Source organism: Allosediminivita pacifica (genome assembly GCF_003054175.1).
In the GTDB taxonomy this organism is placed as follows: domain Bacteria; phylum Pseudomonadota; class Alphaproteobacteria; order Rhodobacterales; family Rhodobacteraceae; genus Allosediminivita; species Allosediminivita pacifica.
Genome location: NZ_QBKN01000005.1, coordinates 73,099 through 91,654 on the forward strand (window position 1 = coordinate 73,099; position 18,556 = coordinate 91,654).

The window sequence follows — 18,556 nt, forward strand, 5'->3', positions numbered from 1 at the left end:
ATGCTCAAGGACCAAGACCGCATCTTCACCAATCTCTACGGGATGCATGACCGCACGCTGGATGGCGCGCGGAAACGGGGGCATTGGGACAACACGGCCGACCTGATCGGCAAGGGCCGCGACTGGATCGTCGACGAGATGAAGCAGTCTGGCCTGCGTGGCCGCGGCGGCGCGGGCTTCCCCACCGGCCTGAAGTGGTCCTTCATGCCCAAGGAATCCGACGGTCGTCCGCATTACCTTGTTGTGAACGCCGACGAATCCGAGCCGGGCACCTGCAAGGACCGCGAAATCATGCGCCACGATCCGCATACGCTGATCGAGGGCTGCCTGATCGCGAGCTTCGCCATGAGCGCGCATGCCTGCTACATCTACATCCGCGGCGAATACATCCGCGAGCGCGAGGCCCTTCAGGCCGCCATCAACGAGGCCTATGACGCCGGGCTTCTGGGCAAGAACGCCGCTGGCAGCGGTTGGGACTTCGACCTCTACCTGACCCATGGGGCCGGGGCCTACATCTGCGGCGAGGAAACCGCGCTGCTCGAAAGCCTCGAGGGCAAGAAGGGCATGCCGCGCATGAAGCCGCCGTTCCCGGCGGGCGCGGGTCTTTACGGCTGCCCGACCACGGTGAACAACGTCGAATCCATCGCCGTTGTGCCCACGGTCCTGCGGCGTGGCGCGTCGTGGTTCTCGAGCTTCGGCCGCCAGAACAACGCCGGCACCAAGATCTTTGCCGTCTCGGGCCACGTGAACAATCCCTGCGTCGTCGAGGAAGAGATGTCGATCAGCTTCGAAGAGCTGATCGAGCGTCACTGCGGCGGCATCCGGGGCGGCTGGGACAACCTCAAGGCGGTGATCCCCGGCGGGTCCTCCGTGCCCTGCGTGCGCGGCGAGAAGATGAAGGACGCGGTCATGGACTTCGACGCGCTGCGCGAAGTCGGATCGAGCCTCGGCACCGCCGCCGTGATCGTGATGGACAAGGACACCGACATCATCAAGGCGATCTGGCGCCTGTCCAAGTTCTACAAGCACGAGAGCTGCGGCCAGTGCACCCCCTGCCGAGAGGGCACGGGCTGGATGATGCGGGTCATGGACCGGCTGGTGAAGGGGCAGGCCGAGGTCGAGGAAATCGACATGCTGCTCGACGTCACCAAGCAGGTCGAGGGCCACACGATCTGCGCCCTCGGCGACGCCGCAGCCTGGCCGATCCAGGGTCTCATCCGGAACTTCCGCGACGAGATCGAGGACCGCATCAAGGCCAAGCGCGCCGGTCGCATGAGTGCCGTCGCCGCCGAGTGAGCGATTAAGCCGGGTCAGGCTGCCTTGCCTGCCCCGGCCGATCACCTTCCGGTCCAGGCACCTCATGGGCCGGTTTCGCGTGAGGGCCCGAGCCAGCCGGTTTGAGGTGAAAGTTCTAACGCCCTGAATGCACTTGAGTTTTCTGGAACGACTCTCGTGGGGAAACTGCGTTCTTGCGTGAACCTGTCCCGGTCCGCCTTGACCGGTCCGGCAAAGCGGGCGAAGCTTGACGGACGGCGGGCTGTCGCAGGGGCAGGGGTTTTCCGGCCCGTGCCCTTCGCAAGGCACATCATTGGTACCTCCCGGCGCGGCTGCGCGACGGGTCATGGAAAAGGGAATTGATCATGTTTCGCGCTTTGACGGCCTGCACGCTCGCTCTTGTGCTTGGCGGCTGTTCTCTCTTCGGCGGCGGCCGGACCGACAACACCTTCGACGGCTTCCACTTCCGCGGCAACGCCAGCGCCCCCCGCGACGCGCGGCAACGGTTCGTCGCCAGCGTCGGGCCTGTCTCGCAATCCATGGAAGGTGCCATCGAGGCCGCGCGCTACAAGGGCGTGCAGCACTGCATCCAGTATTTCGGCACCTCGGACATCATCTGGGAAGTCGGCCCCGACACGCCGCGCGACGCGCTCGTGACCGAGGGCGACCGCCTCACCTTCGTCGGCACCTGCCAGGACTGATCCGGCGCTGACCCGCCGGTATCGGCACGGTGATATTGAATAACCGTCCCGTTCCGGCCACCTCTGTCATGAAATCATGACGGAGACTTCCATGCGAGCCCTTGTGGCCCTGTTCGTGACCCTCGGCCTGTCACTCCCCGCCGCTGCGCAATCCAAGCCGCCCCTGCGCGAGGTGGCCGAGATCGACAACGGCCTGATGGCCGTCGCGATTGCTCTGGAAATCAGCGAAGAATGCGATGACATCGGCGCCCGCTATCTGCGTGGGGTCGGAACCCTCAGCGCGCTCAAGTCGCAGGCGCGATCACTCGGATACTCGGAAGAAGAGATAGAGGACTACGTGACCTCGAAGTCCGAGAAGGCCCGCATGCGGCGCAAGGCCGAGAGCTATCTTGAAGGGCAGGGCGTCGACGCCAAGGACAACGATCAGCTCTGCGCCTACGGGCGCGGCGAGATCCAAAAGAACAGTCCTGTCGGGCGACTCCTGCGGTGATCGGCAGGCGTTAACCTCGAGGTAACGTGATCACATCTAAAGCGTAGGGGGCGCAAATCGCGGCCCCGCGTCGTTTTTTCCTGCTCGCGACCCGGCGCATGGGCTGGCATCGTCGCACAAGCCGCGATAGACACTGCCCAAAGTTCGTGCCTTGCGCGCCGCGCAGGGCGCGGGCCCTGCGAACGCCAAGAGAGGGCTCGGGCATGACTGACATGCGCACGATCATCATCGACGGGAAAGAGCACGAAGTGGACAGCGCGATGACGCTGATCCAGGCCTGCGAAGAGGCGGGGATCGAGATACCGCGCTTCTGCTACCACGAGCGGCTTTCCATCGCGGGCAACTGCCGGATGTGCCTTGTCGAAGTCGTCGGCGGCCCGCCGAAGCCCGCCGCCTCCTGTGCCATGCAGGTCAAGGACATGCGGCCCGGCAAGAACGGCGAACCGCCCGAGATCAAGACCAACAGCCCGATGGTCAAGAAGGCCCGTGAAGGGGTGATGGAGTTCCTGCTCATCAATCACCCGCTGGACTGCCCGATCTGCGACCAGGGCGGCGAATGCGACCTTCAGGACCAGGCGATGGCCTACGGCGTCGACTTCTCGCGCTACCGCGAGCCGAAGCGCGCCGTCGAGGATCTGGACCTCGGCCCGCTGGTCGAAACCCACATGACGCGCTGCATTTCCTGCACGCGCTGCGTCCGCTTCATCACCGAGGTGGCCGGAATGCCGGAACTCGGCCAGACGGGGCGCGGCGAGGACGCGGAAATCACCTCCTACCTCGGGCAGACGCTCGAGTCGGAGATGCAGGGCAACATCATCGACCTCTGCCCGGTGGGCGCGCTGGTCTCGAAGCCCTACGCCTTTACCGCCCGCCCGTGGGAACTGACCAAGACGGAATCCATCGACGTGATGGATGCGCTCGGCTCCTCGATCCGCGTCGACTGCAAGGGCCGTGAAGTGATGCGCTTCCTGCCGCGCAACCATGACGGCGTGAACGAGGAATGGATCTCGGACAAGACGCGCTTCGTCTGGGACGGCCTGCGCCGCCAGCGGCTCGACAAGCCCTACATCCGCAAGAACGGCAAGCTGACCCCCGCCACCTGGCCCGAGGCGCTCTCCGCCGCGGCCAGCGCCATGAAGGGCGCCAAGAAGGTTGCGGGCCTCGTCGGCGATCTCGCCCCGGTCGAGGCCGCCTACGGTCTCAAGACCCTGGTCGAAAGCCTGGGCGGCAATGTGGAATCGCGTGTCGATGGCGCCAAGCTGCCCGCGGGCAACCGCTCCGGTTACGTGGGCACCGCCTCGATCGAGGACGTGGACATGGCCGACAGCATCGTGCTGATCGGGACCAACCCGCGCCATGAAGCGCCCGTGCTGAACGCGCGTATCCGCAAGGCATGGCTCAACGGCGCGCAGGTGTCGCGCGTGGGTCAGCCCGACGACCTGACCTTCGACGTCGAGGAGCTGGGCACGGGCCGCGACTCGCTTTCGAAGTTCGCGGACAAGGATCACTCCGACAAGAAGGGCACCGCCGGTGTCGTGATCGTGGGGCAGGGCGCCCTGACCGGTGACGACGGCGCGGCCGTGTTGGCCACCGCGATGAAGATCGCCGAAGCCTCTGGCGCCAAGCTCATGGTCCTGCACACCGCGGCCAGCCGCGTGGGCGCGATGGACGCGGGCGCCGTGACCGAGGGTGGCCTCGAGGCCGCGCTCGACGGGGCCGACGTGATCTACAACCTTGGCGCGGACGAGATCCAGATCGCCGACGGTGCCTTCGTCATCTACCAAGGCAGCCACGGCGACCGCGGGGCTCACCGCGCCGACGTCATCCTGCCCGCCGCCGCCTACACCGAGGAACAGGGGCTCTTCGTGAACACCGAAGGCCGTCCCCAGATGGCGCTGCGCGCCTCGTTCCCCCCGGGCGAGGCCAAGGAAAACTGGGCGATCCTGCGGGCGCTGTCGGCCGAGGCGGGCAAAACCCTGCCCTGGGACAGCCTCGCGCAGCTGCGCCAGAAGCTCGTCGCCGACGCGCCGCAGCTCAAGGGCATCGACTCGGTCCCCGAGAACGAATGGCAGGCGGTCGAGGCCGGCAAGCTGGGCGATGGCGACTTCGTGTCGCCGGTGTCCGACTTCTGGCTAAGCAACCCGATCGCGCGCGCCTCTGAACTCATGGCCGAGCTGTCGCGACGCGCCAAGGAGCGGGCCGAGGCACCGATTGCGGCCGAGTGATCCGGTGCCGTCGCTTGCACGGACGCTGGGCATGATGGCGCTGGCCGGGACACTGGGCGGTTGCGCCGCCCCGGCCGAAGACGGCGAGGCAGCCCCGAGGCTGCCCGTCGCGCGACCCGAGGGTGCCGTCTACCGCGGCATCGAGACGCGGCTGCTCGACAACGATCTGGTCAGCTTTGTCGTGGAAATGAACGGAGCGCGTGACGCGCGCGACGTGGAAGACTATGCCGAGTGCGCGGCCGCGCAATACGCTCTGATCCGGGGATACGGATTTGCGCGTCATTTGCGCACAAAGGTCGAGGAAGAGGGTGGCCTATGGCGGGCAGATGCGGTTTACACCATCTCGCCGGCGCTGCCCCGCGGTCTGAAGACGATAGACGCCGAAGTCGTCGCCCAGGCCTGCGCCGAGAGCGGAATACCGATGGTGTGAGGAGCTGATGGCCGATTTCTTTTCCACCCCCCTGGGCACGCTGGTGATCGTTGCACTGCAATGTCTCGCGGTGCTTGGCTTCGTCATGATCTCGCTGCTCTTCCTGGTCTACGGTGACCGGAAGATCTGGGCCGCGGTCCAGCTGCGGCGCGGACCCAACGTTGTCGGCTTCGCCGGCCTGCTCCAGACCGTGGCGGACGCCCTGAAATACGTCGTGAAGGAGGTCGTGATTCCCGCGGGCTCCGACCGGACGGTCTTCATCATGGCCCCGCTGACGAGCTTCGTGCTCGCCATGATCGCCTGGGCAGTGATCCCCTTCAACGACACATGGGTGCTCAGCGACATCAACGTCGCCATCCTCTATGTCTTCGCCGTCTCCTCTCTTGAGGTCTACGGCGTCATCATGGGGGGCTGGGCGTCCAACTCGAAATACCCCTTCCTCGGCTCGCTGCGCTCGGCCGCGCAGATGATCTCCTACGAGGTCTCCATCGGCCTCATCATCATCGGCGTCATCATCTCCACCGGGAGCATGAACTTCGGCGACATCGTGCGGGCGCAGGACGGCAACCTCGGCTTCTTCAACTGGTACTGGCTGCCGCACTTCCCGATGGTGTTCCTGTTCTTCATCTCGGCGCTGGCCGAGACGAACCGCCCGCCCTTTGACCTTCCCGAAGCGGAATCGGAGCTCGTGGCCGGTTATCAGGTGGAATACAGCTCGACCCCGTTTCTGCTCTTCATGGCGGGCGAGTACATCGCCATGTTCCTGATGTGTGCGCTGACCTCGCTGCTGTTCTTCGGCGGCTGGCTGTCGCCGATCCCGGGCCTGCCCGACGGGGCGCTCTGGATGGTGGCCAAGATGGCGTTCTTCTTCTTCATCTTCGCGATGGTGAAGGCGATCACGCCGCGCTACCGCTACGACCAACTGATGCGCCTTGGCTGGAAGGTCTTCCTGCCCTTCTCGCTGGTCTGGGTCGTCTGGGTCGCCTTTGCCGCGAAGTTCGAGTGGCTGTGGGGCTTCTACACCCGCTGGGCCACGGGGGGCTGAGATGGCGGACCTGAAAGAAGCGATCCTGGACGCCAAGTACGTGGACCTGATCGCGCTTGGGGACTTCATTGCGCGGGACTGTGCGCTGCCCGTCATCGACGGATCGGGCAACGCGCTGCCGCAGGCGAGCGAACTTGCGGCCGCAATGTTCCGCTGGGCAGCCGGCGCCGACCCTCAGGCAGGGGCCCAGGCAGAGACATTCATGGCGCCCGCCAGCGATGGCACGGTGCCCTTCTTTTCCGAAACTTCCACCTCCGGGGGTAACAGCTGATGGCCACGATCGACTACGGCCGCGCTGCGCGGTACTTCCTGCTTCATGACTTTTTCGTGGGCTTCAAGCTGGGCCTGAAGTACTTCTTCGGTCCCAAGGCGACGTTGAACTACCCGCACGAGAAGGGCCCGCTGTCGCCGCGCTTTCGCGGCGAACACGCGCTGCGCCGTTATCCCAACGGCGAGGAACGCTGCATCGCCTGCAAGCTCTGCGAGGCGATCTGCCCCGCGCAGGCGATCACCATTGATGCCGAACCACGCGAGGACGGCAGCCGCCGCACCACGCGCTACGACATCGACATGACCAAGTGCATCTACTGCGGCTTCTGCCAGGAAGCCTGCCCGGTCGATGCCATCGTCGAGGGGCCGAACTTCGAGTTCTCCACCGAGACGCGCGAAGAACTCTACTACGACAAGGCCAAGCTGCTCGAAAACGGCGAGCGGTGGGAGGCCGAGATCGCCCGAAACCTCGAAATGGACGCGCCCTACCGCTGATCTTCACTGGATGAAATGGGACATGCAAAACCTCGCAGCCACGCTGACCCGCACAGGGCAGACCGCCGCCAAGAGGGCACAGGGACGGGAAAGCAGCCGCGCTTACCGCCAGCTGGCCCCTCTGCGGGGCGCGGATGTGGTATGGCTGGAGCCGATCCGCACCCAGGGAGGCACCGCATGACCGATCCCAAGACCCCGTTCGAACTGATGATGGCGCAGGCGCAGGAGATGGCGAAGGCCTTCAATCCGGCGCTCTCGACCTTCGATCCGACGAACTTCGAGAAGATCTGGCCCACCATGCCCAAGGACGCCATGGAGATGTGGTTCGGCCGTGGCATGAGCAAGGAAGGGCTGGACGCCAAGACGCGTCTGCTGCTCACCCTTGCGGGGCTGACCATGCAGGGTGCGCAGGCGGAAACGCCGTTGCGGATGACCGTGCGCCACGCCATGGAGGCGGGCGCCACGAAAGACGAGATCGCCGAGACCATCGCACAGATGTCGATGTTCGCCGGCATTCCTGCCATGACACGGGCGATGGACCTCGCCCGCGGTGTCATGGACGACGACAAGGATGACGAGACATGAGCGCATTCGCCTTCTACCTCTTCGCCATCAGCGCCATTGCCGGCGGGCTGCTCACCGTGATGAGCCGCAACCCCGTGCACTCGGTGCTGTGGCTGATCCTCGCTTTCCTGAGCGCGGCGGGTCTTTTCGTGCTGCTCGGGGCGGAATTCGTGGCGATGCTCCTGGTCATCGTCTACGTGGGCGCCGTTGCGGTGCTCTTCCTATTCGTGGTGATGATGCTCGACGTCGACTTCGCCGAGCTCAAGGCCGAGATGGCCAAGTACATGCCGCTCGCGCTGCTGATCGGCATCGTCATCCTGATGCAGTTCGCCATCGCCTTCGGGGCATGGGAAAGCGCGGACATGGCATCGAGCCAGATGGCCCAGCCGACGCCGGGCGACGTGCACAACACCAAGGCGCTCGGCCTGATCCTCTACGACCAGTACTTCCTGCTGTTCCAGCTGGCGGGCCTGATCCTGCTGACCGCCATGATCGGCGCGATCGTCCTGACCCTGCGCCACCGCTCCGAGGTCAAGCGCCAGGACGTGCTTGCGCAGATGTACCGCGACCCGAAGAAGGCCATGGAACTGCGCGATGTGAAGCCGGGGCAGGGCCTTTGAACCTGCCCGACCTGCTGGCCCTCGCCGAAGGGCCGGTGGCCAAGCTGGGGCTCGCGGGGTTCGTGGGGCTCTGGACGGTCAAGGCGGGGGGCACCTGGCTGGCGCTCCGCTGGTGGAAACAACGGCGCAGTCTGCGCCGGCCCGAATAACCGCGCTTCAAGGCGCAACGTGATGGCCGCGCAGGACGCGCGGAAAGGAAAATGGAGACGGCGATGCACTGGGCAAGCTGGGTGGCGATATTTCTGGCCGCGTCGATCCCCATCGCCGTGAACCTGCTGAACCGGAAGGGCCGGGGCCGCGCGCAGCCGTCCTCCGCAATGACGATTCTTTCGCTGGCGTTCGGCGCCGTGGCCACCGCGAGCTAAAAGGACGAGGGACATGATCGGACTTGAACATTACCTGACGGTGGCGGCAGTGCTCTTCGTCATCGGGATCTTCGGGCTTTTCCTGAACCGCAAGAACGTGATCATCCTGCTGATGTCGATCGAGCTCATGCTGCTCTCGGTCAACATCAACATGGTGGCCTTCTCCTCCTTCATGGGCGACCTCGTCGGGCAGGTGTTCACCCTGTTCATCCTGACGGTCGCCGCGGCGGAGGCAGCCATCGGGCTTGCCATTCTCGTCTGCTTCTTCCGGAACCGCGGCACCATCGCCGTGGAAGACGTCAACATGATGAAAGGCTGAGCCCCATGGAGAGCATCATCCTCTTCGCCCCCCTGCTGGGGGCCCTGATCGCGGGTTTCGGCTGGCGCGCCACGGGGATCCGCGGCGCCCAGTGGATCACCACGGGCCTGCTGTTCACCGCCTGCTTCTTCAGCTGGATCGTCTTCTTCAGCCACGGCCCCGACGCGCAGCACATCCAGGTCCTGCGCTGGATCGAAAGCGGCACGCTCAGCACCGACTGGTCCATCCGCCTCGACCGGCTGACCTCGATCATGCTGATCGTCGTCACCACGGTCTCGGCGCTCGTGCACCTCTACAGCTTCGGCTACATGGCGCATGACGAGAACTTCAAGGAGGGCGAGGAGAGCTACAAGCCGCGCTTCTTCGCCTACCTGTCGTTCTTCACCTTCGCCATGCTCATGCTGGTGACCGCCGACAACCTCGTCCAGCTGTTCTTCGGCTGGGAGGGCGTGGGCCTCGCCTCCTACCTGCTGATCGGCTTCTACTACCGCAAGCCCTCGGCCAACGCCGCCGCGATGAAGGCCTTCGTGGTCAACCGCATCGGCGACTTCGGCTTCCTGCTGGGCATCATGGCGCTGTTCTTCCTCGTCGACAGCGTGCGCTTCGATGACATCTTCGCCGCCGCCCCCGACATCGCGCAGACGCAGATCACCTTCCTCTGGTCCGAGTGGAACGCGGCCGAGGTCGTGGCCGTGCTTCTCTTCATCGGCGCTATGGGCAAGTCGGCGCAGCTCGGCCTGCACACCTGGCTGCCGGACGCGATGGAAGGCCCGACACCCGTGTCGGCGCTGATCCACGCGGCGACCATGGTGACGGCGGGCGTCTTCCTCGTCTGCCGCATGTCGCCGATCATGGAATTCGCACCGCACGCGACGGCCTTCGTGACCTTCCTTGGCGCGACCACCGCCTTCTTCGCGGCGACGATCGGGCTCGTGCAGACCGACATCAAGCGCGTGATCGCCTACTCGACCTGTTCGCAGCTCGGCTACATGTTCGTGGCCGCGGGCGTCGGCGTCTACCCGGTCGCGATGTTCCACCTCTTCACGCACGCCTTCTTCAAAGCCATGCTGTTCCTCGGCGCCGGTTCGGTCATCCACGGGATGCACCACGAGCAGGACATGCGGAACTACGGCGGCCTGCGCAAGAAGATGCCCTACACCTTCTGGGCCATGATGATCGGCACGCTCGCCATCACCGGCGTCGGCATCCCGCTCACCGGCTGGTTCGGCTTCGCGGGCTTCGCTTCCAAGGACGCCGTGATCGAAAGCGCCTGGGCCGGCACGGCAGGGGGCTACGCCTTCTGGATGCTGGTCATCGCCGCGCTCTTCACGAGCTTCTACAGCTGGCGCCTCATCTTCCTGACCTTCTTCGGCAAGCCGCGCGGCGACAAGCACACGCACGAGCACGCGCATGAAAGCCCGACGGTCATGCTCATCCCGCTCGGCGTGCTGGCACTCGGTGCGATCTTCTCGGGCATGATCTGGTACGGCAGCTTCTTCGGCGACCACTCCCGCGTGAACGCCTTCTTCGGCGTGCCCGAACACCATGCCGAGGCCTCCGAGGGCCACGGCGAGGACGCGGGCGATCACGGCGAGGAAGCCGCGACCGACGAAGCGACCGAGGAAACCGCCGCGGCCGACAGTGCCGACGCGGGTGAGGGCGAGGCCAGCGAAGGCGAGGCCGCAGCCGAGGGCGAAGGTGCCGAGGGTGGCGAGGCCATGGCGCTTGCCGGTCCCGCACCGGGCGAGGGCGCGATCTACACGCACCCCGACAACCACGTCATGGACGACGCCCACCATTCGCCGGTCTGGGTGAAGCTCTCGCCCTTCATCGCGATGGTCATCGGCTTCGTCACCGCCTACTGGTTCTACATCAAGAACCCGGCGCTCCCGGGCCGGCTCGCGGCCAACCAGCGCCCGCTCTACCTCTTCCTGCTGAACAAGTGGTACTTCGACGAGATCTACGATTTCGTCTTCGTTCAGCCGGCCAAGGGGCTGGGGCGCCTGCTGTGGCGGCGCGGTGACGGCAACGTCATCGACGGTTCGATCAACGGCGTGGCCATGGGCCTCGTGCCCTACCTGACGCGGCTCGCCGGCCGGGCACAGTCGGGATACCTGTTCACCTATGCCTTCGCGATGGTGCTGGGGATCGCGCTCCTCATCACCTGGATGACGCTCACCGGAGGGGCGGAATAATGGACAACCTGCTATCCATCGTCACCTTCCTGCCGGCGCTCGCGGCAGCGATCCTCGCGCTGTTCCTGCGCGGCGGGGGCGAGGCAGCGGACCGCAATGCCAAGTGGCTGGCGCTCATCGCGACGGCCGCGACCTTCCTCGTCTCGCTCATCATCCTCGCGCAGTTCGATGCCTCCAACACCGGCTTCCAGATGGTCGAGGAGGCCGACTGGCTGCTCGGCATGCAGTACAAGCTCGGCGTCGACGGCATCAGCGTCCTGTTCGTCCTGCTGACGACCTTCATCATGCCGCTGGTGATCGCCGCCAGCTGGGAGGTAAAGACCCGCGTCAAGGAATACATGATCGCCTTCCTGCTGCTGGAAACGCTCATGCTCGGCGTCTTCATGGCGCTGGACCTTGTGCTCTTCTACCTCTTCTTCGAGGGCGGCCTGATCCCGATGTTCCTCATCATCGGCATCTGGGGCGGCAAGAACCGCATCTACGCGAGCTTCAAGTTCTTCCTCTACACCTTCCTCGGCTCGGTGCTGATGCTGGTCGCCATGGTGGCCATGTACACCGACGCCGGCACCACGGACATCCCGACGCTTCTCAGCCACGAGTTCGCCAGCGAAAGCTTCAGCGTGCTCGGCATCCACGTGCTGGGCGGGATGCAAACCCTGATGTTCCTCGCCTTTTTCGCCAGCTTCGCGGTCAAGATGCCCATGTGGCCGGTGCACACGTGGCTGCCTGACGCCCACGTGCAGGCACCCACCGCCGGGTCGGTCGTGCTCGCCTCGATCCTGCTCAAAATGGGCGGCTACGGCTTCCTGCGCTTCTCGCTGCCGATGTTCCCCGTGGGCTCCGAGGTGATCGGGCCGCTGGTCCTGTGGCTCAGCGCCATCGCCATCGTCTACACCAGCCTCGTCGCGCTGGTGCAGGAGGACATGAAGAAGCTGATCGCCTACAGCTCGGTGGCGCACATGGGCTACGTGACCATGGGCATCTTCGCCGCCAACCAGCAGGGCGTGGACGGCGCGATCTTCCAGATGATCAGCCACGGCTTCGTCTCGGGCGCGCTCTTCCTCTGCGTGGGCGTGATCTACGACCGCATGCACACCCGCGACATCGATGCCTACGGCGGCCTCGTGAACCGCATGCCGGCCTACGCGCTGATCTTCATGCTGTTCACCATGGCCAACGTCGGCCTGCCGGGCACCTCCGGTTTCATCGGCGAATTCCTGACGCTGGTGGGCGTGTTCCAGGTCAACACCTGGGTGGCAGCCGTGGCCGCGGCCGGGGTGATCCTGTCGGCATCCTACGGGCTCTGGCTCTATCGCCGCGTGGTCATGGGCGACCTCATCAAGGAAAGCCTGCGCAGCATCACAGACATGAGCCGGCGCGAGAAGTGGATCTTTGCCCCCCTTGTGGTGGCGACCATCCTCTTCGGGGTCTACCCCGCGCCGATCCTCGACACGATCGGCCCCTCGGTCGAGGCGCTGATCTCGCAATATGACGTGGCCGTGGAGAACGCGCAGGACGTTCTCCATGTCGCCAACGCCGGTCACTAACGGAGACGCCAGTCATGATCTCTTCCGATTTCAACGTGATCCTGCCCGAGATCCTGCTCGCCGTCTTTGCGATGCTGGCGATGCTCGGGGCGGTCTATACCGGCAAGGACAAGCTGGCGCCGATGCTCGTCTGGGTGACCAGCGCGATCTTCCTCGCGCTCGCGGCCTGGATTGGCACGCGGCAGGGCGGCGATGTCACGGCCTTCAGCGGCATGTTCATCGACGACGCCTTCGCCCGCTTTGCCAAGGTGACGATCCTGGTGTCGGCGGCGGCGGTGCTGCTCATGTCCGAAGGCTACATGGAACGCCGTGGTATCCTGCGGTTCGAGTATCCCGTGCTGGTTTCGCTCGCTGCCGTCGGCATGATGATGATGGTCAGCGCCGGCGATCTCATGGCGCTCTACATGGGGCTCGAACTTCAGTCGCTGGCGCTCTACGTGGTCGCCTCGCTGCGGCGCGACAACGCCAAGTCGACCGAATCCGGTCTCAAGTATTTCGTGCTGGGCTCGCTTAGCTCGGGCCTGCTTCTTTACGGTGCGTCGCTGACCTACGGCTTTGCGGGCACGACCCATTTCGAGGGCATCGTGGCCGTCGCAAGCGAGGGTGTCTCGCTCGGGTTGCTCTTCGGCCTCGTGCTGCTGATCTCCGGGCTCGCGTTCAAGATCTCGGCGGTGCCTTTCCACATGTGGACGCCTGACGTCTACGAGGGCGCGCCAACCCCGGTCACGGCCTTCTTCGCCACCGCGCCCAAGATGGCGGCGATGGCGCTGTTCGCCCGGGTCATGCACGATGCCTTCGGCGGCGCCGTGGGCGACTGGAGCCAGGTGGTCGCGCTGCTGTCGCTGCTGTCGATGTTCCTCGGCTCCATCGCCGCGATCGGCCAGACCAACATCAAGCGCCTGATGGCCTACAGCTCCATCGCGCACATGGGCTACGCGCTGATGGGCCTCGCCTCGGGCACGCAGTTCGGTGTGCAGGCGCTGCTCGTATACATGGCGATCTACGTCACCATGAACGTCGGCACCTTCGCCTTCATCCTGTCAATGGAGCGTGACGGCGAGCCGGTGACAGATATCCGCAGCCTTGGCATGTACTCCAAGCGCGAGCCGGGCAAGGCGCTGGCGGTTCTGGTGCTGATGTTCAGCCTCGCGGGCGTGCCGCCGCTGGTGGGCTTCTTCGGCAAGCTCTACGTGCTGCGCGCCGCCTACGAAGGCGGGCTTGCCTGGCTCGCCATCGCGGGCGTTGTGGCCTCGGTGATCGGTGCCTACTACTACCTTCGGATCGTCTACTACATGTACTTCGGCGAAGACCGCGAGGACGCGCTCGACGGCGGGCGGTCGCCCGTGCTGTCGGGGTTCCTGATGGCTTCGGCGCTGATCATGGTGCTGGGCGTCGTGAACCTCTTCGGCATCGAGAGCGCGGCCGAAGCCGCGGCGGCCACGCTTGTCAACTGATCGGGGACAGGGGGCTCTGCCCCCGTCGCGCTGCCGCGCGACTCCCCCGGAATATTTCTGCCAAGAAGAAGCGCCGGGCCGTTCCCTATGAGCTGGCCCGGCGGCTACGGTAGGCGGGTGCTGGCAGAGGTGGACAGCACCAATGCGGAAGCCGCGCGCCTGGCCGATACGCTGGCGGGTCCTGAATGGATCTGCGCCCTGCGCCAGACGGCGGCACGCGGACGCCGGGGCCGGCCTTGGGCAAACCCACCCGGCAATTTCGCGGCCACGCTGGTCTTTCGTCCCGAGGGCGACGCGCGACAGGTTGCGCTCCGGTCATTCGTCGCCGCCCTGGCCCTCTATGACGCGCTGGCCTCGCTGACCCGGGCCGAGGCAGCGCTCTCTCTCAAATGGCCGAACGATGTGCTGCTCTCGGGTGGCAAGGTTGCGGGGATCCTGCTGGAGTACCCGGCGGGCCCGGGCGGCCCGCTGGCGATCGGCGTGGGGGTCAACCTTATTGCGGCGCCGGGCGCGGAGGCGGTGGAGCCGGGGGCCGTGCCGCCGGTCTCGGTGCTGGCGGAAACCGGTGTGCGGCTTTCGCCGGAGGGTGTGCTCGACGCGCTGGCCGAGGCCTATGCCCGGCACGAAGGGGCGCTTGTCACCTACGGGTTCGGCCCGATCCGCGAAGCCTGGCTTGCCCGCGCGGCGCGGGTCGGCGAGGTGATCACGGCGCGTACGGGACGCGAGGAGCGCCGCGGGACCTTCGAGACGGTGGACGATGACGGCAATCTTGTCCTAAAGACGGCGGAGGGCCGGGTGCGCATCGCCGCGGCGGATGTGTTTTTCTGAGCGGGGCGCGCCATGCTTCTTGCCATTGACTGCGGCAATACGAACACCGTTTTCTCGATCTGGGACGGCACGCGGTTCATCGCTACCTGGCGCACCGCGACCGAACACCAGCGGACTGCCGACCAGTACTACGTCTGGCTCTCGACCCTGATGGAATTCCAGGGGATCGAGGCGAACATCACCGACGTGATCATCAGCTCGACAGTGCCGCGGGTCGTCTTCAACCTGCGGGTCCTGTCGGATCGCTATTTCGGCACCCGCCCCTACGTGGTGGGCCGTCCCGATTGCGAGCTTCCGGTCGATGTGCGCGTCGACGCGGGAACGCAGGTGGGCCCCGACCGGTTGGTGAACACCGTGGCGGGCTACGACCTTTACGGCGGCGATCTGATCGTCGTCGATTTCGGCACCGCCACCACCTTCGACGTGGTCGATACCGACGGCGCCTACGTGGGCGGAGTGATCGCTCCCGGCGTGAACCTCAGCCTCGAGGCGCTGCACCAGGCCGCCGCCGCGCTGCCGCACGTGGATATCTCCAAGCCGCAGCGTGTGGTGGGGACGAACACGGTGGCCTGCATGCAGTCGGGCGTCTTCTGGGGCTACGTCGGCCTTGTCCGCGAAATCTGCAACCGTATCCGCGCCGAGCGCGGGCGGGACATGAAAATCGTGTCGACCGGGGGGCTCGCGCCGCTGTTCCAGCAAGCCGAGACCCTGTTCGACACCTATGACGATGATCTGACGATGCACGGCCTGACCGTGATCCATAAGCACAATACCGGGGGATAACCCATGAGCAGCGACCGACTAATCTACCTGCCCCTAGGCGGGGCCGGAGAGATCGGCATGAACGCATATGTCTACGGCTACGGGCCGGCGGGCAAGGAACGACTGATCCTGGTGGATCTGGGCGTGACCTTTCCGGACATGGACACAACACCCGGCGTGGACCTGATCCTGCCGGACATCACCTGGCTGAAGGAGAACCGCGACCGGCTGGACGCGATCTTCATCACCCACGCCCACGAGGACCACGTGGGCGCGGTGGGCCACTTCTACGACCAGCTTGGCGTGCCGATCTACGCGCGCGCCTTCACCGCCAACATCGCCCGCGGCAAGCTCGCCGAATACGGCGTGGGCGAAAACGCGGTGACCACAGTGTCGAAGTGGCCCGAGACCGTGAAGGTCGGCCCCTTCACCGTCGGCTTCGCGCCGATCTCGCACTCGATCCCGGAAAGCTCGGCGCTGGTCATCGACAGCCCCGCGGGCCGGGTGGTCCACTCGGGGGACTTCAAGCTCGACAGCACCCCGCTCGTGGGCGAGCCTTGGGATCCCGAGATGTGGGAAGAGATCGCCAAGCCCGGCGTGCGCGCGCTGGTCTGCGATTCCACCAACGTCTTCTCGACCAGCCCCGGCCGGTCCGAGGCCGTGGTCGGCCCCGAGATCGAGCGCCTGCTAACCGAGGCCGGCGGGATGGTGGTCGCCACGACCTTTGCCAGCAACGTGGCGCGGGTCAAGACGCTGGCCGAGGCAGGCGAACGGGCAGGGCGGTCGGTCTGCCTGCTGGGGCGCGCCATGCGCCGCATGATCGAGGCCTCTCAGGAAACCGGCGTGCTGACCGGCTTCCCCAAGGTAGTCAGCGCCGAGGAAGCGAGCCAGATCCCGCGCGAGAACCTCATGCTGATCGTGACCGGCAGCCAGGGCGAACGCCGGGCGGCCAGCGCGCAGCTTGCCCGCGGCAAGTATAACGGGATCGAGCTCAAGGAAGGGGACATGTTCCTCTTCTCGTCCAAGATCATCCCGGGCAACGAACGCGGCGTCCTGCGGATCATGAACCAGTTTTCGGAGAAGGACGTGGACGTGGTCGACGACGACGGCGGCCGCTACCACGTCTCGGGCCACGCCAACCGCCCGGATCTCGAGATCTTCCACGACGTGGTAAAGCCACAGTTCGTGGTGCCCATGCACGGCGAACACCGCCACCTGCGCGAGCACACGAAGCTTGCCAGCGCGCGCGGTCGCCACGGCATCCTCGCGGTGAACGGTACGATGGTCGAGCTTTCGGGCAATGCCCCGCAGCCAGTCGAATTCATCGAAACCGGGCGCACCTACCTCGACGGCAGCGTGCAGATCGGGGCGCTCGACGGCATCGTGCGCGACCGCATCCGGATGGCGCTGAACGGACACGTGATCGTCACCGTCATCCTCGACGAGGACGACGAGCCCATGGGTGATCCCTGGTGCGACGTCATGGGGCTGGCCGAAACCGGGCGCAGCCATGCGCCACTGGTGGATGTCCTCGAAGAGGATCTCTCGCAGTTCATGGGACGCGCCGGCAACAAGGTCCTTGCCAATGACGACAAGCTCGAGGACGGTCTGCGCAAGGTCGTGCGGCAGAGCTGTCTCAACGAGATCGGCAAGAAGCCCGAGGTGACGGTCATCGTCAGTCGGGTGGCATGAACCGGGCGATCCTGTTCGATCTCGACGGGACGCTCATCGACAGCTTGCCCGGGATCACCTGGGCAGCCAATACCCTGCTTGAGGGGGAGGGGCGTCCGCCCCTTCCAGAGTCGCAGATCGGCAGTTTCGTGGGCCGCGGGGAGCTTGTTTTCCTGCGGCGGCTGATCGCGGCGGGCGGGCTCAAGGCCTCGGACCAGGAGCGTCTTCTGCCCCCTTTCCTGGAACTCTACGCAAAGGCCGCCGAGCGGACGGAGCTTTTTCCCGGCGTGCGGGCCGCGCTGGAGGAGCTTAAGGGGCAGGGACGGCCGCTCGGGCTCGTGACCAACAAGCCCAGCGGGCCTATGACCGCAGTGCTCGACCGGCTGGAGCTGGGGCCCCTCTTCGACTGCATCGTGGCGGGGGATACGCTGGACAAGCGCAAGCCGTGTCCAGAACCGCTTCTGCATTGTCTCGATACCCTGGGGTCAGAGCGGGGGCTCTACGTCGGCGACAGCGAGATCGATGCCGAGACATCGGGGCGCGCCGGTGTGCCCTTTGCGCTTTTCACCGAGGGGATTCGCCAGGCTGCGGTCGAGGACCTCGCCTTCTGGCGGACCTTCGATCATTTCGACGCGCTGCCTGGCCTCGTCGCCGAGCTCAACGACCGTCGCTGATCGCCAAGCCGAGGCGCGGGGGCGGGCGCAGGCCATCTCCGAAACGCCCTCGGAACCCCGTGGACAACCGCCACGTTCGTCCCCTGACATCCTTGAAACATGGAAAGGACGGGAGATCATGATCAAGAAGAACGGTTCCGCGATCTGGAAGGGCGGCCTCAAGGACGGCACCGGCGAGGTCACGACCCAATCCGGCGTGCTGTCTTCGGCCCAGTACGGTTTCAACAAGCGGTTCGAGGGCGAACCCGGCACCAACCCTGAAGAGCTGATCGGCGCCGCGCATGCGAGCTGCTTCGCCATGGCTCTCTCGATGATCCTAGGCCAAGACGACCTGACCGCCGACGAGATCAATGCCAAATCCGAGGTTACGCTGGAGCAGAAAGATGACGGTTTTGCCGTCACCAAGATCCATCTCGACGTCACCGCCAAGGTGCCCGGCGCCGATGAAGCCGCCTTCAGCAAGGCTGCGAACGCCGCGAAGTCTGGCTGCCCGATCTCCAAGCTGATGAATGCCGAGATCACGATGGATGCAAAGCTCGTGAGCTGATCTCCAATCAGCACGGCGAAATGAAAAACGCCCCGCGCAATGCGCGGGGCGTTTTTTGATTCCGCAAGGGAGCTGCGCT

At 65.5% G+C, this 18,556-nt stretch carries 22 protein-coding genes; all 22 read left to right on the forward strand.

Annotated elements, in window-relative coordinates:
- The 22 genes from nuoF to C8N44_RS05365 all read left to right on the forward strand — a co-directional run bounded on the left by nuoF (nucleotide 1) and on the right by C8N44_RS05365 (nucleotide 18,477).
- Complete coding sequence (gene nuoF, locus C8N44_RS05275; RefSeq protein WP_107975133.1) at nucleotides 1–1,296, forward strand: NADH-quinone oxidoreductase subunit NuoF; 1,296 nt, start codon at nucleotides 1–3, stop codon at nucleotides 1,294–1,296.
- A 344-nt stretch (nucleotides 1,297–1,640) separates the two neighbouring features.
- On the forward strand, nucleotides 1,641–1,976 hold the full coding sequence (locus C8N44_RS05280; protein ID WP_107975134.1) for a hypothetical protein: 336 nt from the start codon (nucleotides 1,641–1,643) through the stop codon (nucleotides 1,974–1,976).
- A 91-nt stretch (nucleotides 1,977–2,067) separates the two neighbouring features.
- Nucleotides 2,068–2,466 carry a DUF5333 domain-containing protein gene (locus C8N44_RS05285; protein WP_107975135.1) on the forward strand — a complete coding sequence of 133 codons (399 nt, stop codon included), beginning with the start codon at nucleotides 2,068–2,070 and terminating at the stop codon, nucleotides 2,464–2,466.
- A 203-nt stretch (nucleotides 2,467–2,669) separates the two neighbouring features.
- Nucleotides 2,670–4,691, forward strand: coding sequence for an NADH-quinone oxidoreductase subunit NuoG (nuoG, locus tag C8N44_RS05290; protein ID WP_107975136.1), 2,022 nt, complete (start codon nucleotides 2,670–2,672; stop codon nucleotides 4,689–4,691).
- 31 nt (nucleotides 4,692–4,722) lie between these two features.
- Entirely contained in the window at nucleotides 4,723–5,121 is a 399-nt protein-coding gene (locus tag C8N44_RS05295) for a hypothetical protein (RefSeq protein WP_373282688.1), read from the forward strand.
- A 7-nt stretch (nucleotides 5,122–5,128) separates the two neighbouring features.
- Nucleotides 5,129–6,166, forward strand: a complete 1,038-nt coding sequence (gene nuoH, locus C8N44_RS05300) for an NADH-quinone oxidoreductase subunit NuoH (RefSeq protein ID WP_107975137.1) — start codon at nucleotides 5,129–5,131, stop codon at nucleotides 6,164–6,166.
- A 1-nt stretch (nucleotide 6,167) separates the two neighbouring features.
- Nucleotides 6,168–6,437 carry a hypothetical protein gene (locus tag C8N44_RS05305; RefSeq protein WP_107975138.1) on the forward strand — a complete coding sequence of 90 codons (270 nt, stop codon included), beginning with the start codon at nucleotides 6,168–6,170 and terminating at the stop codon, nucleotides 6,435–6,437.
- Nucleotides 6,437–6,931 carry an NADH-quinone oxidoreductase subunit NuoI gene (gene nuoI / locus C8N44_RS05310; RefSeq protein ID WP_107975139.1) on the forward strand — a complete coding sequence of 165 codons (495 nt, stop codon included), beginning with the start codon at nucleotides 6,437–6,439 and terminating at the stop codon, nucleotides 6,929–6,931. Before C8N44_RS05305 ends, nuoI begins: the two co-directional genes overlap by 1 nt.
- Before the next feature lie 22 nt (nucleotides 6,932–6,953).
- Complete coding sequence (locus tag C8N44_RS23305) at nucleotides 6,954–7,112, forward strand: hypothetical protein (RefSeq protein ID WP_158274005.1); 159 nt, start codon at nucleotides 6,954–6,956, stop codon at nucleotides 7,110–7,112.
- Nucleotides 7,109–7,516 (forward strand): carboxymuconolactone decarboxylase family protein, encoded by a 408-nt coding sequence (locus tag C8N44_RS05315; RefSeq protein ID WP_107975140.1) that lies wholly within the window; start codon nucleotides 7,109–7,111, stop codon nucleotides 7,514–7,516. Before C8N44_RS23305 ends, C8N44_RS05315 begins: the two co-directional genes overlap by 4 nt.
- On the forward strand, nucleotides 7,513–8,115 hold the full coding sequence (locus C8N44_RS05320) for an NADH-quinone oxidoreductase subunit J (RefSeq protein WP_107975141.1): 603 nt from the start codon (nucleotides 7,513–7,515) through the stop codon (nucleotides 8,113–8,115). The genes C8N44_RS05315 and C8N44_RS05320 overlap by 4 nt, the downstream gene beginning before the upstream one ends.
- Nucleotides 8,112–8,264: a hypothetical protein gene (locus C8N44_RS23310; RefSeq protein WP_158274006.1), complete on the forward strand. Its 153-nt coding sequence runs from the start codon at nucleotides 8,112–8,114 to the stop codon at nucleotides 8,262–8,264. Before C8N44_RS05320 ends, C8N44_RS23310 begins: the two co-directional genes overlap by 4 nt.
- Nucleotides 8,265–8,315: 51 nt before the next feature.
- Entirely contained in the window at nucleotides 8,316–8,480 is a 165-nt protein-coding gene (locus C8N44_RS23315) for a hypothetical protein (RefSeq protein WP_158274007.1), read from the forward strand.
- Nucleotides 8,481–8,493: 13 nt separating this feature from the next.
- On the forward strand, nucleotides 8,494–8,799 hold the full coding sequence (nuoK, locus tag C8N44_RS05325; protein WP_107975142.1) for an NADH-quinone oxidoreductase subunit NuoK: 306 nt from the start codon (nucleotides 8,494–8,496) through the stop codon (nucleotides 8,797–8,799).
- A 5-nt stretch (nucleotides 8,800–8,804) separates the two neighbouring features.
- The gene (gene nuoL, locus C8N44_RS05330) at nucleotides 8,805–10,994 is read left to right on the forward strand and encodes an NADH-quinone oxidoreductase subunit L (protein ID WP_107975143.1); all 2,190 of its coding nucleotides are present in this window, start codon (nucleotides 8,805–8,807) and stop codon (nucleotides 10,992–10,994) included.
- Nucleotides 10,994–12,541 (forward strand): NADH-quinone oxidoreductase subunit M, encoded by a 1,548-nt coding sequence (locus C8N44_RS05335; protein WP_107975144.1) that lies wholly within the window; start codon nucleotides 10,994–10,996, stop codon nucleotides 12,539–12,541. The genes nuoL and C8N44_RS05335 overlap by 1 nt, the downstream gene beginning before the upstream one ends.
- 14 nt (nucleotides 12,542–12,555) lie before the next feature.
- Nucleotides 12,556–13,995: an NADH-quinone oxidoreductase subunit NuoN gene (gene nuoN / locus C8N44_RS05340; protein ID WP_107975145.1), complete on the forward strand. Its 1,440-nt coding sequence runs from the start codon at nucleotides 12,556–12,558 to the stop codon at nucleotides 13,993–13,995.
- Nucleotides 13,996–14,082: 87 nt separating this feature from the next.
- On the forward strand, nucleotides 14,083–14,823 hold the full coding sequence (locus tag C8N44_RS05345; protein ID WP_107975146.1) for a biotin--[acetyl-CoA-carboxylase] ligase: 741 nt from the start codon (nucleotides 14,083–14,085) through the stop codon (nucleotides 14,821–14,823).
- A gap of 12 nt (nucleotides 14,824–14,835) precedes the next feature.
- The gene (locus C8N44_RS05350) at nucleotides 14,836–15,606 is read left to right on the forward strand and encodes a type III pantothenate kinase (RefSeq protein WP_107975147.1); all 771 of its coding nucleotides are present in this window, start codon (nucleotides 14,836–14,838) and stop codon (nucleotides 15,604–15,606) included.
- Between the two features lie 3 nt (nucleotides 15,607–15,609).
- Nucleotides 15,610–17,277: a ribonuclease J gene (locus C8N44_RS05355; protein ID WP_107975148.1), complete on the forward strand. Its 1,668-nt coding sequence runs from the start codon at nucleotides 15,610–15,612 to the stop codon at nucleotides 17,275–17,277.
- Entirely contained in the window at nucleotides 17,274–17,930 is a 657-nt protein-coding gene (locus C8N44_RS05360; RefSeq protein WP_107975149.1) for an HAD-IA family hydrolase, read from the forward strand. The genes C8N44_RS05355 and C8N44_RS05360 overlap by 4 nt, the downstream gene beginning before the upstream one ends.
- 118 nt (nucleotides 17,931–18,048) lie before the next feature.
- The gene (locus tag C8N44_RS05365; protein WP_107975150.1) at nucleotides 18,049–18,477 is read left to right on the forward strand and encodes an OsmC family protein; all 429 of its coding nucleotides are present in this window, start codon (nucleotides 18,049–18,051) and stop codon (nucleotides 18,475–18,477) included.
- Nucleotides 18,478–18,556: the final 79 nt, after the last annotated feature.

What these genes read in the sequence shown, in the direction of transcription:
- nuoF (WP_107975133.1), top strand. Translation starts at nt 1, where the DNA reads ATGCTCAAGGACCAAGACCGCATCTTCACCAATCTCTACGGGATGCAT.
- C8N44_RS05280 (WP_107975134.1), top strand. Translation starts at nt 1,641, where the DNA reads ATGTTTCGCGCTTTGACGGCCTGCACGCTCGCTCTTGTGCTTGGCGGC.
- C8N44_RS05285 (WP_107975135.1), top strand. Translation starts at nt 2,068, where the DNA reads ATGCGAGCCCTTGTGGCCCTGTTCGTGACCCTCGGCCTGTCACTCCCC.
- nuoG (WP_107975136.1), top strand. Translation starts at nt 2,670, where the DNA reads ATGACTGACATGCGCACGATCATCATCGACGGGAAAGAGCACGAAGTG.
- C8N44_RS05295 (WP_373282688.1), top strand. Translation starts at nt 4,723, where the DNA reads ATGATGGCGCTGGCCGGGACACTGGGCGGTTGCGCCGCCCCGGCCGAA.
- nuoH (WP_107975137.1), top strand. Translation starts at nt 5,129, where the DNA reads ATGGCCGATTTCTTTTCCACCCCCCTGGGCACGCTGGTGATCGTTGCA.
- C8N44_RS05305 (WP_107975138.1), top strand. Translation starts at nt 6,168, where the DNA reads ATGGCGGACCTGAAAGAAGCGATCCTGGACGCCAAGTACGTGGACCTG.
- nuoI (WP_107975139.1), top strand. Translation starts at nt 6,437, where the DNA reads ATGGCCACGATCGACTACGGCCGCGCTGCGCGGTACTTCCTGCTTCAT.
- C8N44_RS23305 (WP_158274005.1), top strand. Translation starts at nt 6,954, where the DNA reads ATGCAAAACCTCGCAGCCACGCTGACCCGCACAGGGCAGACCGCCGCC.
- C8N44_RS05315 (WP_107975140.1), top strand. Translation starts at nt 7,109, where the DNA reads ATGACCGATCCCAAGACCCCGTTCGAACTGATGATGGCGCAGGCGCAG.
- C8N44_RS05320 (WP_107975141.1), top strand. Translation starts at nt 7,513, where the DNA reads ATGAGCGCATTCGCCTTCTACCTCTTCGCCATCAGCGCCATTGCCGGC.
- C8N44_RS23315 (WP_158274007.1), top strand. Translation starts at nt 8,316, where the DNA reads ATGGAGACGGCGATGCACTGGGCAAGCTGGGTGGCGATATTTCTGGCC.
- nuoK (WP_107975142.1), top strand. Translation starts at nt 8,494, where the DNA reads ATGATCGGACTTGAACATTACCTGACGGTGGCGGCAGTGCTCTTCGTC.
- nuoL (WP_107975143.1), top strand. Translation starts at nt 8,805, where the DNA reads ATGGAGAGCATCATCCTCTTCGCCCCCCTGCTGGGGGCCCTGATCGCG.
- C8N44_RS05335 (WP_107975144.1), top strand. Translation starts at nt 10,994, where the DNA reads ATGGACAACCTGCTATCCATCGTCACCTTCCTGCCGGCGCTCGCGGCA.
- nuoN (WP_107975145.1), top strand. Translation starts at nt 12,556, where the DNA reads ATGATCTCTTCCGATTTCAACGTGATCCTGCCCGAGATCCTGCTCGCC.
- C8N44_RS05345 (WP_107975146.1), top strand. Translation starts at nt 14,083, where the DNA reads ATGAGCTGGCCCGGCGGCTACGGTAGGCGGGTGCTGGCAGAGGTGGAC.
- C8N44_RS05350 (WP_107975147.1), top strand. Translation starts at nt 14,836, where the DNA reads ATGCTTCTTGCCATTGACTGCGGCAATACGAACACCGTTTTCTCGATC.
- C8N44_RS05355 (WP_107975148.1), top strand. Translation starts at nt 15,610, where the DNA reads ATGAGCAGCGACCGACTAATCTACCTGCCCCTAGGCGGGGCCGGAGAG.
- C8N44_RS05360 (WP_107975149.1), top strand. Translation starts at nt 17,274, where the DNA reads ATGAACCGGGCGATCCTGTTCGATCTCGACGGGACGCTCATCGACAGC.
- C8N44_RS05365 (WP_107975150.1), top strand. Translation starts at nt 18,049, where the DNA reads ATGATCAAGAAGAACGGTTCCGCGATCTGGAAGGGCGGCCTCAAGGAC.